This window comes from Trinickia mobilis (assembly GCF_017315705.1).
GTDB lineage: Bacteria > Pseudomonadota > Gammaproteobacteria > Burkholderiales > Burkholderiaceae > Trinickia_A > Trinickia_A mobilis.
This window is the reverse complement of record NZ_JAFLRF010000001.1, coordinates 412,937-427,219: the sequence shown is the minus strand read 5'-3', so window position 1 is coordinate 427,219 and position 14,283 is coordinate 412,937. Positions and strand designations below refer to the sequence as shown.

The following is a 14,283-nucleotide window of genomic DNA, read 5'->3' as shown; positions in this document are numbered from 1 at the left end:
GAGAATTCGACAATGGGCAAACAAGCAATCGGCGTAGTCGGTCTGGCGGTCATGGGCCGCAACTTGGCGCTGAACATCGAGAGTCGCGGGCACGCCGTGTCCGTCTACAACCGCAGCAGCACGAAAACCGACGAACTGATCGCCGAGTTTCCCGAGCGCAAGCTCGTGCCGGCGTACACGCTCGAGGAATTCGTCGAATCGCTCGAAAAGCCGCGCCGCATTCTGCTGATGGTGAAGGCGGGCGAGCCGACCGACGCGACGATTGCCGCGCTCAAGCCGCTGCTCGACGAAGGCGACATCCTGATCGACGGCGGCAACACGCACTTCACCGATACGATCCGCCGCAATCAGGATCTCGCGAAATCGAAGCTGCATTTCATCGGCACGGGCGTATCGGGCGGCGAAGAGGGGGCGTTGAAAGGTCCGTCGATCATGCCCGGCGGCCCGCGCGACGCCTATGACCTCGTCGCGCCGATCCTCACCGAAATCGCCGCGAAGGCGCCCGACGGCGAGCCGTGCGTCGCGTACATGGGCCCGGACGGCGCGGGCCACTTCGTGAAGATGGTCCACAACGGCATCGAATACGGCGACATGCAATTGATCGCCGAGAGCTACTCGGTGCTGAAGCACGTGCTTGGGCTGTCGAACGCGGAGCTCGGCAAGGTCTATACCGAGTGGAACCAGGGCGAGCTCGACAGCTACTTGATCGAAATCACGTCGAAGATTTTCAGCAAGAAGGATGAAGAGACCGGCCAGGATCTCGTCGATGTGATCCTCGACCGCGCCGCGCAAAAAGGCACCGGCAAGTGGACGAGCCAGAACGCGCTCGATCTCGGCGTGCCGCTGCCGCTGATTACCGAATCGGTGTTCGCGCGCGTGCTGTCGTCGCTCAAGACCGAGCGCGTCGCGGCGAGCAAGGTGCTCGCCGGGCCCGCCGCGAAACCGTTCGCCGGCGATCGCGCCGCGTTCATCGAAGCGGTGCGGCGCGCGCTCTATTTCAGCAAGGTGATCTCGTACGCGCAGGGCTTTGCGCAGCTGCGCGCAGCGTCGACGGAATACAACTGGAAACTCGATTTCGGCACGATCGCGAAGATCTTCCGTGCAGGCTGCATCATCCGCGCGCGCTTCCTGCAAAAGATCACGGATGCCTACGCGAAAGATCCGGCGCTCGCGAACCTGCTGCTCGATCCGTACTTCAGCGACATCGCGGCGAATTATCAGTCCGCGTTGCGCGACGTGGTGACGGCGGCGGTGACGGCCGGGGTGCCGGTGCCGGCGTTTGCGTCGGCGATCGCGTATTTCGACGGCTATCGCTCGGAACGCCTGCCGGCGAATCTGGTTCAGGCGCAGCGCGACTTCTTCGGCGCCCACACGTTCGAGCGCATCGACCGCGCGGGGAGCTTCCACGCCAACTGGTCCTGATCTGCGGCGGCGCAGCACGAAAGGGCGGACAACGCGGGGCGGACCGGCCGGCTGGCGGGTCCGCCCCGCGTTTTATTTGACGGCACCCGCGAAACCGGGTGTCGATTGCGTATCACGATGACGTGAAGGAGGATGCTGATATCTCAATTGTTGCGGAATTCGGAAAACTGAATCTGTAAAATTGGGGTTTTCCCTAGGCGATCCAATGACTAGACTTTCGTCAATGGCTGCAGACATGTTGTTTGCGGTGCATCAAAAAATCTTGGAGGTATGTCATGAAATCGCTCGTTTATGCCGTCGTCGCCGCTTCGATCCTCGCTGCTCCGCTCGCCTCGTTCGCTCAATCGAACCAACAACCCGTGACCCGCGCCGAAGTTCGCGCCGACCTCGTCAAGGTCGAGCAAGCGGGCTACAACCCGAACCAAGACAACATCACGTATCCGGCCGACATCCAGGCTGCGGAAGCCCGCGTGAGCTCGCAAAACGGCGCGGTCGCCGCGGCGGCGGACACCAGCGGTTACGGCGGCAACGCCGGCGGTGCGACGCAATCGGGCGCCATCGCACGTCCGACGAATGTCGACGGCATCCATCCGCTGTACTTCGGCCGTTAATCGGTGCTTGTCATGCAGTTGAAAGGCGGGTGTGCCGTAAGTAATCCGTAAGCTGTACGAAGCAGTCAGCCGGCCCACTGGCTCGCCGCTCTCCCGCACGGGAAGAAGCGCGAGCCAGTTTTCCATTTGGGGCGCCGAAATTCTCTTTGCGCGCCCGAGCCCGCTTGCCGATCCCGCGTAGCGACACAATACCAAACCGCTGGGAGTATGCGCGGCGGTCTGCCGGGGCGGCCTGGCGCAGGCCCTCGAACCAACCGGCGCGCGAGGTGTCTTTCATGCATCGGCCCGCGCCACGGCGGCTTTGGGCAGACGCCTCGGGTTCCACAAGAAGCGGCGAAGCAAACGTGCCAGCGCAAACGCGCCGGGCGGTTACCATACTCGGCGCACGGTCACGGAGCTGACGCCATGAAAATCATTCGCAGCAAGACGTTTACTGCAGCGCGTCCCTGGGGCGCGCTCGATATCGCCAACATGAACGGCATCACGACGCGGCTGCATTGGACCGATCAGCCGTACAAGTGGCATGTCAACGACGGAGAAGAAGTGTTCGCGGTGCTCGATGGGCGCGTCGAGATGCGCTATCGGATCGATGGCGGCGAACACTCTACGATCCTCGAAACCGGCGACGTATTTCACGCATCGGCGGGCACCGAGCATGTGGCGCATCCGATAGGCGAGGCGCGCATTCTCGTCGTCGAAACGCAAGGGAGCGTTTGACGGAGCCCGGGCGAGCGCGCAATGCCGGCGGCGATGCGAGCATTCATTGGATTCGCTTGCACGCCGCGCGCCGGATCGGCGCCGCCGGCACGATTTCATCGTATCGATAGGGGGCAATCATGCAAACGACAAGCTTCTTCGCGAGCGGACACCGCACGCTTCTACCAGCGGCGCTGCTTCTCGCGGGCGCGGCAGCGATCGGCGGCTGCACGACGACCTCGTGGAACGGCGCGTTCGCCCCGCGTCCTGCGGCCGCGGGCGTCGCGGCGGGCTACTACCGCGTGAATGCCGGTGACACGCTCGCGAGCATCGCCGCTGCCTACGGCCAGCGTCCTCAGGACCTCGCGAACTGGAACCGCATGCCGGTGAACGCGCCGGTTGTGCCCGGCCAGGTGCTGCGGGTGGCGCCGCCGGTTGCCGCGCCGGCCGCGGGCGGCGCGGCGTTTGCCGGGACCGCGCCGATCCACTTCGCCTGGCCCGCGCGCGGCGCGGTCATCGTGCCGTTCGAGGCGGGCAAGTCGAAAGGGATCGTGATCGCGGGCGCGCCGGGCGAAGCGGTGACCGCGGCGGCGGACGGGCGGGTCGTCTATGTCGGCACGGCGATCAAGGAGTACGGGGCGCTCATCGTCATCAAGCACAACGACAATCTCGTCTCCGCCTACGGACATGCGGGCAAGCTGCTCGTGAACGAAGGCGACGCGGTGAGGGCCGGGCAGCAGATCGCGGAGATGGCCACCGACGCGAACGGCCGCGGCACCATCGAGTTCGAAATCCGCCGCGACGGCACGCCGGTCGATCCGCTCAATTACTTGCCGCGCGCGGGCGGCTGACGCGTCCCGGGCGCGGCGCGCGCCTCTTCGCGGGGAATCGTGGCGGCAAAACGCGCCGCGCGAAATTGCGTACACTTGCTAGCTTGCGTGCATACAGATGCGCAGCGGTCCTCCGCGCCGCTGCGCCGCCGATGCCGCCGCCCGTCGCCATCCACAGGAAGTCCCCCATGATCGACCTACGCAGCGATACCGTTACTCGTCCCAGTTCCGCCATGCTTGCCGCGATGAGCGCCGCCGAAACCGGCGACGACGTCTGGGGCGACGACCCGACTGTCATCCGCCTGCAGGCGGAGCTTGCCGAGCGTACGGGCAAGGAAGCGGGCCTCTTCTTCCCGAGCGGCACGCAAAGCAATCTCGCGGCGCTGATGTCGCATTGCGAACGCGGCGACGAGTACATCGTCGGCCAACTCGCCCACACGTACAAATACGAAGGCGGCGGCGCAGCGGTGCTCGGCAGCATCCAGCCGCAGCCGATCGAGAACGCGCTTGACGGCTCGCTGCCGCTCGACAAGATCGCCGCCGCGATCAAGCCGATCGACGATCACTTCGCGCGCACGCGTCTGCTCGCGCTCGAGAATACGATCGGCGGCAAGGTGCTGCTGGCCGGCTACGTCGCGGAGGCCACCGCGTTCGCGAAGAGCCGCGGACTCGCGACGCATCTGGACGGCGCGCGCGTGTTCAACGCGGCGGTCGCGTCGGGGCGGCCCGTCGCCGAGTTGTGCACGCCGTTCGATTCGATTTCGATCTGCTTTTCAAAGGGATTGGCCGCGCCGGTCGGCTCGGTGCTCGTGGCGAGCCGCGCGTTGGTCGAGCGCGCGCGCCGCTGGCGCAAGATGCTCGGCGGCGGCATGCGTCAGTCGGGCGTGCTGGCGGCAGCGTGTCTGTACGCGCTGGAGCACAACGTCGAGCGTCTCGCCGACGACCACGCGAACGCCGAGCATCTGGCGCGCGGGCTTGCGCAGATCGAGCCGGTCCGCGTGCAATCGCAGGCTACCAATATGGTGTTCGCGCAGATCCCGCAAGCGCATTGCGCGCCGCTCGAGGCGTGGCTCAAGGAGCGCGGCATCCTCACGCAGATGCTGTATGCGTCGCGTTTCGTCACGCATCGCGATGTGACGCGCGACGATATCGATACGTTTATCGCGGCAGTGAAGGGCTATTTTGCGCAGTGAGCGGGCAGTGAGCGCTGCTATCGCGCTTGCCGTCCCGCGCGATGGTCCGCCGCAAAGAGACGCAAGCTGCTCGCCACGCTGGCCACGCCTGAGAAGACGGCGCCCGTCGCGAGCGCAAGCGTGGGGCCGTGCCGGCCCGCAATGCCGAAGCTCAACGCAACGAGCGCCGCGCCCGTCGCCTGTCCGATGAGGCGCGCCGTCGCGATGATGCCGCTCGCGCCGCCGCTGCGCTCGGGCGGCGCGCTCGCCATCAGTGCTTTGAGATTCGGCGACTGAAAGAAGCCGAAGCCCGCGCCGCAAATGGCCATCCGCGTGACGATGTCGATCACGGGCGGATGCGCAGGCAGCAGCGCAAGCGACGCCATCCCCACCGACAAGATTGCCAGCCCGATTCCGCCGAGCAGCCCCGGCGGATAGCGGTCGGACAGACGCCCCGCAATCGGCGCGGCCAGCGCGACGATGACCGGCCACGGCGTCATCAGGAAACCGGTCTCGACCTGGGTCCGATGCAGGATGCCCTCGAAATAGAACGGCAGCGAAACGAACGCGAGCCCCTGCGCGGCAAACGAACAGACCGCGGTGAGCGCCGACAGCGTGAACACCGGCCGCTTGAACAAGTCGACGGGCAGCATCGGCGCGGGGTGTCCCGCTTCGCGCCGGATCAGCATCCAGCCGAACCCGAGCGTGGCCGCGGCGGCCGCGAGCACGAAGCGCGTGTCCGCGCGCTGCGCGGCGCCGCCGAGCGCGAGGATCAGCGCCGCAAACGTGACGACGTTCAACAGTGCCGCGCCGAGGTCGAAATGGTGCTTGCCGCGCTGCGTCTGCGGCAGCGACGGCAGCGCGAACGCGAGCGCGGCGAGCCCGATCGGCACGTTCACGGCGAAGAGCCAAGGCCAATTGGCGACCGACAGGATCAGCGACGCCACCGTCGGCCCCACGGCGAACGCGACGCCGACGATGAGCGCATTCATCCCGACGCCGCGCCCGAGCCGGTGCGGAGGATAGATGAAGCGGATCAGCGCGATATTGACGCTCATGATCGCGCTTGCGCCGAGCCCTTGCAGGACGCGCGCGCCGGCGAGCGTCGGCAGCGACGAGGCAAGGCCGCAGACGAGCGACGCCCCCGTGAAGATCGCGACGCCCGCGATATAGATGCGCCGATGGCCGACGATGTCGCCCAGTGCCGCAAGCGGCAGCAAGGTGGCGACCATCGCGAGCTGATAGGCGTTGACGATCCAGACCGATGCGGCGGGGGCGGCGTGAAGATCGGTGGCGATCGTCGGCAATGCCGTGTTGGCGATCGCGGTATCGAGGGTGGCGAGCGCGACCGCGAGCATGATCGCGACGACCGCGCGACGGTCGCGCGCGCTCATCGGCATGTCGACAGGAAGGCTGGCAGCCGGGCGGGCCGCGTTCGACGCGGCATTGGGAGGGAGGTTGTTCTGCACGTGTGGGCTTTTCGGGGCGTGGACAGGCTCGCGCTGCCCGAAGGCATGTTGCAGCGCATCGAGCGATTGTCACAGAGTCGAGGAAAACGTGCAGCGGGCGGGTTCCAATTGGCTTGTGGCGGGTTGTGGATTGGCTTACAGCGAGCGCGGCGCGCTTGCTTTGCCCGTTGCGTTCGCGCCGGAACTCACGGATATGAGCTGTATTCGACGGCGGCAACCGGCCGGGCAGCGCCGCTTGAGGCTAGACGCCGCGTCCGTTCAATCGAGAATACTAAGGAGTGCATGTGATTACGTGCTGGCTGCGACGAATCGAAGGCGATCAGGTCGCCGGCTTCTTCGCCCGTGCCGATGACACAGGAACGTTCTACCTGTTTCACTCGGGGCGCGCCGGCGGCAAGCCGGGTTGCCATCCGCTACATCGATACGATTGCGCTCCTGTTTGCTATGAGGAGGTCGATCCTCTGCTTGGACGAGTTCAATGCGCGGGATACAGCCTGCTCCTGACTCGTGGAATGCAGTTGTTTCGAGCCGAGCCAAGGTGTATTGGACTTGTGGGCCCTTTCTTCGTCCGATTTCGCCGTCACGCGCGAGTCCACGACGAAGCGCCCAGAGGCCAGACGCTCGACCTGGATTGCGATTTCATAGCCGCGATACTCATGCTTTTCCATGTTGACCTCTGGGAATCGTTTAGCCAGGCGAACTGGCTGCATATAGAAAAATGAATCCGGCGGGCGCCGTCAGCAGCAGGCCGGGAGAGGCTGCGACTATGGCCGGTCCCAGATTGTCCGCCCAGGCCCGCCGCCGTCGATCAACAGTTCGGCGTAGACGGCAGACGCCCGTCGTGCATCGCCGGCGTTCTGGAATGGCCTCGTTCCCGGTACGCGGAAAACGCGGCTCCGAGGACCGTCCGCCGCGGTGTCCGGCTCGCAGATGCGAACCGACGCGTCGAAGCCTTCGTCATAGTTGTGGCCGAATCCCGTTTGGGTGGCGCGATGCGGATAAACGAGCAAATGAATCTCGAGGCCCCGATAAAAGCGAGAGGTTGTTGTCATTTTGTACTCCTATGGCCGCAGCATGCGGCCGATTTTGATATGTGCGGGTCCACTCGATGTTCGGACGCGCTTGAGGCGACAGCTTCCCAAGGAAGGCGCACACCACCAGAGAGGTGAGCTAAAAAAGGAGAGCATGTGGCGGCAAATGCCGCGGGCACGCTGAATACAGCATGCGGAAGCATCATCCCATGCTACGCGCTCTGGTGCCGATGTACAGCTAAACCGTCGTTCGGCGCGGGAGCGCTCGCTTTTCGGATATCAGCGCGCGCACATGGGCCAGATCGCGAAACACGGCGTCTGCTGATTGATCTGCCGGCTGCCGCGTAACCGCGAAACCCGCATTTGTCGATCGCGGGATTTGCCCGCCATCCTCAATTCGACGCAGGCACTCACCTAGCAATCGCTGCGGGTCGAGCGTTTGCGTCAGGGATGCATCGATAGGGGGAGTCTGGCATCACTTGTGTGCCGATCGCTGAACCGCCTTAGCAATCGTTCGACGTTCTGTGCCAACGCATAAGCGTGTTACAGCAGACATAGCAGATCTTGCGGCTGTTCCTGTGAGGAACAGAAAGGAAGATTCAAGGAGGGAGAGGACAACGAATACCGCGCCAACGGCGGCTGATTGATGAGCAGCAATCGAACTTCTTGAGTTTCGCTGCTCAACATACGCACTACGCTGTACGCGGTCAAGGCATTTCTGGTAACAGTCTGCGTGGTTTCGAAATTCAGCTCGACCGATCTTGCCAAGGGCTGGATCGCACGATTTGAGCCCTTCTGATGCGGGCAAGGCGGCATAGGGGGCATGTGCCGCGCGAACGCCCGTCAAAACGATGTGCAAGTAAAAAGCGGGACCTGCTCGGGAATTCACGTGTATAGTGAACTATCCCTTGCTGAGGAACGACCATGTCGGCACACCTGCCTCTTCTTTACAAGGGCTTTGAACTTCATCCCCTCGTTTTCGCGCGCACTTTCAATCGCTTCGACGGGCATTCGCGCAACGCCGAAGGTTACGACATTGCGGTGCGCATTTGCCGTCCAAGCGCGGCGGGCGCCGCCGGCGCGAGCCGTGTTTTCAGGCTGGAACGGCAGAACGCGATTTCGGACTTCGGTATGGCTCGACGCGCTGCTCGTCAGCAAGGCGAGGACATCGTCGACGGCAAGGTGGCGGGTGCCACGGTCGTCGACATGTGAACGATCTGCCTGCCAACCGCATCGGATGTTGCGATCGCGAATGCGCTTCGCTTTTTTCCTCAATCCACTTCAAGGCACGATCTGACCACTGTTATCCCCAAACCCAATGAGCCCGTCGAGGTTGCGCTCCGGCGTTTCCGCCGTTCGATCGAAAACACCGGGTTGATCAAGGAGCTGCGCGCACGCACGGCGTATGAGAAGCCAACCACCGAGCGCAAGCGGAAGAAAGCGGCCGCGGTGGCGCGATTGCGCAAACAGATCCGGCGCTCGCTTCCGCCACGGAAGCTGTACTGACGCGCTTTGTCAATTGGCTGGCGACGGTCCGGCGCACTGGTTTGCGTTTGCCCCGGCGTAAGTGGGGAAATGCGTTGCCGGCGCGTCCGTCCGCACCAGCCAGTCAGCGCCGGAGCAATGCGTTACGCGGCAGCGCCCGGCCGAGCCGATACCTTGTCGTACCATCGCCGAAACGCGGTGTGTGCGACCGGAATCGGCATCTTCAGCGCGTTGGCTGCGAAGTCGACCGTCACGAGCGTCGTGATGTCCGCTGCGGAGAATTCATCGCCGGCGACAAACCGGACTGTCTCGAGCCGCTGATTGAAGTCGGCGAAAAAATGGGTAACGCGCTGTTTGCTTCGCTCGATCAGTTCGGGAATCTGGTCATAGGCATGCGGACCTGACAGCGCACGACCTTTCAGTCCGGCGACCGCGTTACGCACGCCTTCCATGACCGGCGCGAAGCCGTCCAGCTCCGCGCGGCGTTCCCACATCGTGACCCGTGCCTTCGACGCAGCCGTGGTGCCCAGCAATGGGATCTGCGGATACGCTTCTTCCAGATAACGCCAGATGGCGAGCACTTCTGCGATGACGGGACCCTCGGCGAGCGCTAAAGCCGGCACCTGGCTGCGCGGGTTGATTGCGCGGTAGGCATCGGAAAACTGTTCCTTGACGCCCAGGTCGACAGGCTTCGTCGGGATGTCGATTCCCTTCTCGGCGATGAAGATGCGCACACGGCGCGCGTTAGGGGAGCCCTTGGATTCATACAGTATGGGTGTATCGATTGCCATTTGAATCGTCCTTTTTGATGCTTCGTATAAATTCGGATACCTTATTAATGTGGATTCTCGACGGCATTGGAAACGGCCTGATCGACGAGGCCGAGAACGCGGGCTGCTGGTAGGCGCCGCGTCGCCTCTTGTTCGCTAATCTAGTGGTCGATTGCGAAAAGTAAAAAGACTTTATAGGCTGGTGGGCATGCCTGTGAGGCACGGCAATCAGCGAGGGATCCATGGGGCTTCGACATCTGCTCCATTTCGGTGCCTCTCGTTCCTCCTGCTCGCCGACGCGCGCACTGTGCCCACTCTGATCAGGCGTTGGCCTGGGTGTCGGCGCCTCCCTCATCAGGCAGCTTGCGCGTGACTTCATCGAGCTTGTCGCCCAGCACGCGCCGCAACGCGACATAGAACACCGGTATGAGCAACAGGCCGAAGACGGTGGCGAACAACATGCCGCCGATCACGCCTGTCCCAATCTCGTGACGCGACGCGGAACCGGCTCCTGTCGACGTCACCAGCGGCACGGCGCCGACAATGAACGCCATCGACGTCATCAGGATTGGCCGGAAGCGCAGCTTTGCCGCGTCTACGACCGCCTCGAAGAGCGTCATGCCCTGCGCCTGCCCGGCAACCGCGAACTCGACGATCAGAATCGCGTTCTTGGCTGCCAGCCCGATCACCGTCACCATGCCGATCTTGAAGTAGATATCGTTGGGCACGTGGAACAGATGGCAGAACGCCGCCATGCCCAGCAAGCCGAGCGGCACGGCCAGCAGTACGGCAACCGGTATCGACCAGCTCTCGTACAGTGCCGCGAGGCACAGGAACACGACCACGATAGACAACGCGAGGAGCACCGTCGCCGAGTCTCCCGCGAGGATTTCCTGGTAGGACTGCCCGGTCCAGTCTGAGGCAAAGCCCGCGGGCAGCGCTGTGTCGACGATGTTCTGCAGGACCTGCATGGCCTGACCGGTGGAGTACCCGGGTGCGGGCATGCCGACGATCTCGACCGCCGAATAGCCGTTATAGCGCGGCAGCGCCTGCGGGCCGACACCCCAGTTCGCCTTTACTACGCTCGACAACGGCACCATGTTGTACGGGCTGATGGCGCCGTTGCTGACAGAGGGATTGACCGGGCCCAGCGCACCACTGGCTGAAGTCCCCGTGCTGCTCATGCTGTCTGCACTGCTGCCTGTGCTGCCGGTGCCGCCGGTGCCGCCGGACGAGGGGCCTGTCACGCCGCTCGGCGTATACATGTGCTGCAGCGCGTCGAGCCCCATCCGGTACGGTGCATCAGCCTGCAGGAAAACGCGCTTCACGCGGCCTCCATACGTGAATTCATTGACGTAGACCGGTGCGAGGTCCATCTGGATGGTGTTGTAGACATCGGGGAGCGACAGCCCCATCGATTGCGCCTGAACCCGATCCACGGACAGCTGGAGCGCCGCCGCCTGCGGCAGCGAGTTGGGCCGAACGTTGAAGAGTCTCGGATCGTGGCTCGCTTGGGTGAGCAGCTTCGATTGCGCCTGTGTGAGCTCGGCCCTCGACTGGCCTTCGCGCGCCTGCAGGTACATGTCCACGCCGGCGAACTGGCTCAGTCCGCGGATGGTGGGCAGGTTGGTGACGAAGATTTGCGCCTCGCCGATGCCTTTCAGTATCTTGTTGGCCTGCGGAATCAGCTGCATCGCGCTTGTGGAGCGTTTGCTCCAGTCGGTGAGCTTGATGAAGGCCATGCCGACGTTTTCGCTCTGGCCAACGAAGCTGAAGCCCTCCACGTCGAAGACGCCGTCGATATCCTTGCCGATCGGGCTGTGCTGGAGCTTGTCGCCGATTTTCTTCAGGATCTCGTCCGTACGCGACAGCGTGGCTCCCGAAGGCAGGTTCACGATCGCCAGCATGAAGCCTTGATCTTCGTCCGGCACGAACGAGGTGGGCAGATGCGTGTACAGAACGCCAGCCAGCGCGGCAAGGGTCACGAAGACGACCATCCAGCGCGGCGCACGCCGCACGGCGCGGCCGACCTGGCCGACGTACGTGTTGCCCAACCGGTCGAAGCCGCGATTGAACCCTCGAAACACGATATTCCCGTTCCCATGATGCGAGGGCTTGAGAATGGACGCGCAAAGCGATGGCGTGAAGGACAACGCAAGAAATGCGGAGAAGACCATCGATACGGCGATGGTCAGCGCGAACTGCGAATAGATGATACCCGTCGCGCCGGGCTGCATCGCGGACGGCACGAACACCGCGGCCAGCACCACCGTGATCGCGACGATCGCACCGGAAATCTGACCCATCGCCTTGCGTGTCGCTTCCTTCGGCGCCAGACCCTCCTCGCGCATGATGCGCTCGACGTTCTCGATCACGACGATCGCGTCGTCCACCACGATACCGATGGCGAGCACCATGCCGAACAGGTCGAGCTGATTGAGCGTGAAATGCAGCGCCGACATGCCGATGGCCGTTCCGAGCAATGCGACAGGAATCACCAGTGTCGGAATGATGGTTGCGCGAATGTTCTGCAAGAAGATCAGCATCACGAAGAACACGACGACGATCGCTGCGATCAGCGTATGCACCACATCGGTAATCGAAGCGGAAATGAACGGCGTCGTATCGTACGGCACGTTCCATGTCACGCCCTGCGGTAAGTTGTGCGCGAGTATCGCCATCTTGTCCTTGACGGCTTTGGCCACGTCGAGCGCGTTCGCGCCGGGAAGGAGATACACGCCGAGGCCGCCCGCTGCCTTACCCTGATACGCGGCAGCCGTGCCATAGCTTTGCGCGCCGAAACCGATGCGCGCTACATCGCCAAGACGAACCACGCTGCCGTCGTTGTCGGTCCGCAGGATGATGTCGTGAAACTGCTGAATCGATGAAAACAAGGTATCGCCCGACACGGTCGCGGTGAAAACTTGCCCGGTGACGGCCGGGTCTGCGCCGAGGGAGCCGGTCGCGAACTCCGCGTTCTGCGCCTGAATGGCGTTGAGCACCTGAGTGTTCGACAGGCCGTAGCCTTGCAGTTTGTCGGGGTCGAGCCAGATGCGCACCGCGTATTCCGAGCCCAGCATGAAGGTATTGCCCACGCCGTTGATTCGGCCGATGACGGGCTGGATCTGCGAAGCGATGATATCGCTCAGGCGCCCGGTGTCGACAGAGGCGTTGTTCGACTGCAGCCCGATGAACAGCAGGATGTCGGGACTCGCCTTCGCGACCACGACGCCTTGCTGCGTGACAGCGGGCGGCAGCAGCGGCTGCGCGAGCGCGACCTTGTTCTGCACTTGCACTTCGGCAATGTCCGCGTTTGTGCCGGTCGCGAAGGTCAGCGTAATCGTTGCCGTTCCGCTCGAATTCGAGACCGAGCTGAAATACAGCAGGTTGTCGATGCCGGTGAGCTGCTGCTCGATCACCTGCGTGACCGTGGATTCCATCGTGGCGGCACTGGCGCCCGGATAAGTCGCCGTCACCGTGACCTGGGGCGGGGCGATATCCGGATACGAGTCGACACCGAGGCGCATCAGCGAGATCGCGCCGAACAGGCAGATGAGAATCGGGATCACCCAGGCGAAGACGGGCCGGTCGATAAAAAAGCGTGGCATGAGACAGCCTCCCTACGACTTGTTGCCGGCAGCCTGGCTGCCCGATGCCGGAGCCGGACCGGTCTGCGACAGTCGCGTGCCTTCGTTGGGCTTACCCCAGGGCGTGGCCCGCGCGAGCATCCGTTCATGGACGGTCTGCAGGTCTGTGACGATCACGCGGTCGCCAGTGTGCAGCCCGCCTGTGACGATCCAGTCGTTGTGGTAGCTGTCGGTGACATCGACGTCCTTGCGCACCACCTTGCTGTCCGGGCCCACCACCATCGCGTAGGGTCCGGCGGTGTCGCGCTGGATGGCCTGCTGGGGAATCACGAATACGTCGTTGCGCTGCCCGAGATCGACATTGAGCGACACGTACATGCCGGGCAGCAATTGATGCTGCGGGTTGGGTACGCGTGCTCGCAAGTTGACCGCGCCGGTGATCGCGTTCACTGCCACATCGGAAAAGTCCAGCGTCCCGAGCTGATCGTATGCCGTGCCGTTGGGCAGCACGATCTGAACGGTGGTCTTGTCCTGCCGGGCGAGCGCGACATCGCCTTTGCTCTGCGCCTGCCGCAGGGTAATCAGGTCGGCGGCGCTGATCGTGAAGTTCACGTAGACGGGATCGATCTGTTCGACGGTTGTGAGCAACGTGCCGCCGGAGCCTGCATCGGTCGTGCTGTTGCCCACCACCGCGCCCGCTGTCTCCTGTTGCTGGCCGGCAATTCCCGTGATCGGCGAAGTGACCTTCGTATAGCCAAGGTTCACGCGCGCCCCTTCCACCGCCGCCTCGTCTGCCTTGACCTTTGCCGCTGCACTGCGTTCGGCCGCATCGGCATCGTCCACCGTCTGTTGCGATACGGAGCCGACCGGCAGCAGCTTGTGATCGCGCTCGGCCGTGACGCGGTCGTTCTGGTAGGCGGCCCGGTCCTGGGCCAGTGTGGCGAGGTCGTTGTCGAGCACCGTCCGGTACCAGGCGGGATCGATCTCGAACAACACCTGGCCTGCCTTCACCTCGCTGCCTTCCGTATAGAGGCGCTTTAACAGCACACCTGAAACGCGGGCTGTGACATTGGCGCTGTAAAACGCCGACAAACGCCCAACGAGGCTTCTGGTAAGCGGTACGTTCCTGGGTTCAGCTTCCATGACGCCTACCTGGGGCGGAGGCGGCGCCGGCGGCGGATCGCTCTTGCTGCAACCGAAAAGCAACACG

General features: G+C 63.7%; 13 protein-coding genes. 7 read left to right on the top strand and 6 right to left on the bottom strand.

The genetic code is table 11. The features are described from left to right. The first annotated feature begins 12 nt into the window (after positions 1-12). The 5 genes from gnd to ltaE all read left to right on the top strand — a co-directional run bounded on the left by gnd (position 13) and on the right by ltaE (position 4,752). Entirely contained in the window at positions 13-1,422 is a 1,410-nt protein-coding gene (gnd, locus tag J3489_RS01955) for an NADP-dependent phosphogluconate dehydrogenase (protein WP_206995606.1), read from the top strand. Between the two features lie 275 nt (positions 1,423-1,697). Then, complete coding sequence (locus tag J3489_RS01950) at positions 1,698-2,033, top strand: DUF4148 domain-containing protein (protein ID WP_206995605.1); 336 nt, start codon at positions 1,698-1,700, stop codon at positions 2,031-2,033. Positions 2,034-2,438: 405 nt separating this feature from the next. Further along, positions 2,439-2,750, top strand: a complete 312-nt coding sequence (locus J3489_RS01945) for a cupin domain-containing protein (protein WP_206995603.1) — start codon at positions 2,439-2,441, stop codon at positions 2,748-2,750. 119 nt (positions 2,751-2,869) lie between these two features. Next, a complete protein-coding gene (locus J3489_RS01940; protein ID WP_206995601.1) occupies positions 2,870-3,580 on the top strand; it encodes a peptidoglycan DD-metalloendopeptidase family protein in 711 nt (236 codons plus the stop codon). Positions 3,581-3,747: 167 nt separating this feature from the next. Beyond that, positions 3,748-4,752 carry a low-specificity L-threonine aldolase gene (gene ltaE, locus J3489_RS01935; RefSeq protein WP_206995598.1) on the top strand — a complete coding sequence of 335 codons (1,005 nt, stop codon included), beginning with the start codon at positions 3,748-3,750 and terminating at the stop codon, positions 4,750-4,752. A gap of 17 nt (positions 4,753-4,769) precedes the next feature. On the opposite strand, the gene J3489_RS01930 is transcribed toward ltaE, so the two are convergent. The 3 genes from J3489_RS01930 to J3489_RS01920 form a co-directional block, all read right to left on the bottom strand. Continuing rightward, complete coding sequence (locus J3489_RS01930; RefSeq protein WP_206996044.1) at positions 4,770-6,125, bottom strand: MFS transporter; 1,356 nt, start codon at positions 6,123-6,125, stop codon at positions 4,770-4,772. Between the two features lie 488 nt (positions 6,126-6,613). Then, positions 6,614-6,868 carry a hypothetical protein gene (locus J3489_RS01925; protein WP_206995596.1) on the bottom strand — a complete coding sequence of 85 codons (255 nt, stop codon included), beginning with the start codon at positions 6,866-6,868 and terminating at the stop codon, positions 6,614-6,616. Between the two features lie 96 nt (positions 6,869-6,964). Continuing rightward, a complete protein-coding gene (locus J3489_RS01920; protein WP_206995594.1) occupies positions 6,965-7,252 on the bottom strand; it encodes a hypothetical protein in 288 nt (95 codons plus the stop codon). A gap of 903 nt (positions 7,253-8,155) precedes the next feature. On the opposite strand from J3489_RS01920, the gene J3489_RS01915 reads away from it, so the two are divergent. Next, positions 8,156-8,443, top strand: a complete 288-nt coding sequence (locus tag J3489_RS01915; protein ID WP_206995591.1) for a hypothetical protein — start codon at positions 8,156-8,158, stop codon at positions 8,441-8,443. A gap of 81 nt (positions 8,444-8,524) precedes the next feature. Further along, complete coding sequence (gene rpsU / locus J3489_RS01910; RefSeq protein WP_206996042.1) at positions 8,525-8,737, top strand: 30S ribosomal protein S21; 213 nt, start codon at positions 8,525-8,527, stop codon at positions 8,735-8,737. Between the two features lie 122 nt (positions 8,738-8,859). Here rpsU and J3489_RS01905 read toward each other — a convergent pair whose 3' ends face one another. From J3489_RS01905 to J3489_RS01895, 3 genes are all read right to left on the bottom strand, one after another. Next, entirely contained in the window at positions 8,860-9,507 is a 648-nt protein-coding gene (locus J3489_RS01905; RefSeq protein WP_206995590.1) for a glutathione S-transferase family protein, read from the bottom strand. A 299-nt stretch (positions 9,508-9,806) separates the two neighbouring features. Beyond that, positions 9,807-13,094: an efflux RND transporter permease subunit gene (locus J3489_RS01900; RefSeq protein ID WP_206995588.1), complete on the bottom strand. Its 3,288-nt coding sequence runs from the start codon at positions 13,092-13,094 to the stop codon at positions 9,807-9,809. Positions 13,095-13,106: 12 nt separating this feature from the next. After that, positions 13,107-14,216 carry an efflux RND transporter periplasmic adaptor subunit gene (locus J3489_RS01895; protein WP_242539697.1) on the bottom strand — a complete coding sequence of 370 codons (1,110 nt, stop codon included), beginning with the start codon at positions 14,214-14,216 and terminating at the stop codon, positions 13,107-13,109. Positions 14,217-14,283 lie beyond the last annotated feature (67 nt).

Coding starts and splice junctions, on each gene's coding strand:
- gnd (WP_206995606.1), top strand. CDS start 13: ATGGGCAAACAAGCAATCGGCGTAGTCGGTCTGGCGGTCATGGGCCGC.
- J3489_RS01950 (WP_206995605.1), top strand. CDS start 1,698: ATGAAATCGCTCGTTTATGCCGTCGTCGCCGCTTCGATCCTCGCTGCT.
- J3489_RS01945 (WP_206995603.1), top strand. CDS start 2,439: ATGAAAATCATTCGCAGCAAGACGTTTACTGCAGCGCGTCCCTGGGGC.
- J3489_RS01940 (WP_206995601.1), top strand. CDS start 2,870: ATGCAAACGACAAGCTTCTTCGCGAGCGGACACCGCACGCTTCTACCA.
- ltaE (WP_206995598.1), top strand. CDS start 3,748: ATGATCGACCTACGCAGCGATACCGTTACTCGTCCCAGTTCCGCCATG.
- J3489_RS01930 (WP_206996044.1), bottom strand. CDS start 6,125: ATGAGCGCGCGCGACCGTCGCGCGGTCGTCGCGATCATGCTCGCGGTC.
- J3489_RS01925 (WP_206995596.1), bottom strand. CDS start 6,868: ATGGAAAAGCATGAGTATCGCGGCTATGAAATCGCAATCCAGGTCGAG.
- J3489_RS01920 (WP_206995594.1), bottom strand. CDS start 7,252: ATGACAACAACCTCTCGCTTTTATCGGGGCCTCGAGATTCATTTGCTC.
- J3489_RS01915 (WP_206995591.1), top strand. CDS start 8,156: ATGTCGGCACACCTGCCTCTTCTTTACAAGGGCTTTGAACTTCATCCC.
- J3489_RS01905 (WP_206995590.1), bottom strand. CDS start 9,507: ATGGCAATCGATACACCCATACTGTATGAATCCAAGGGCTCCCCTAAC.
- J3489_RS01900 (WP_206995588.1), bottom strand. CDS start 13,094: ATGCCACGCTTTTTTATCGACCGGCCCGTCTTCGCCTGGGTGATCCCG.
- J3489_RS01895 (WP_242539697.1), bottom strand. CDS start 14,216: ATGGAAGCTGAACCCAGGAACGTACCGCTTACCAGAAGCCTCGTTGGG.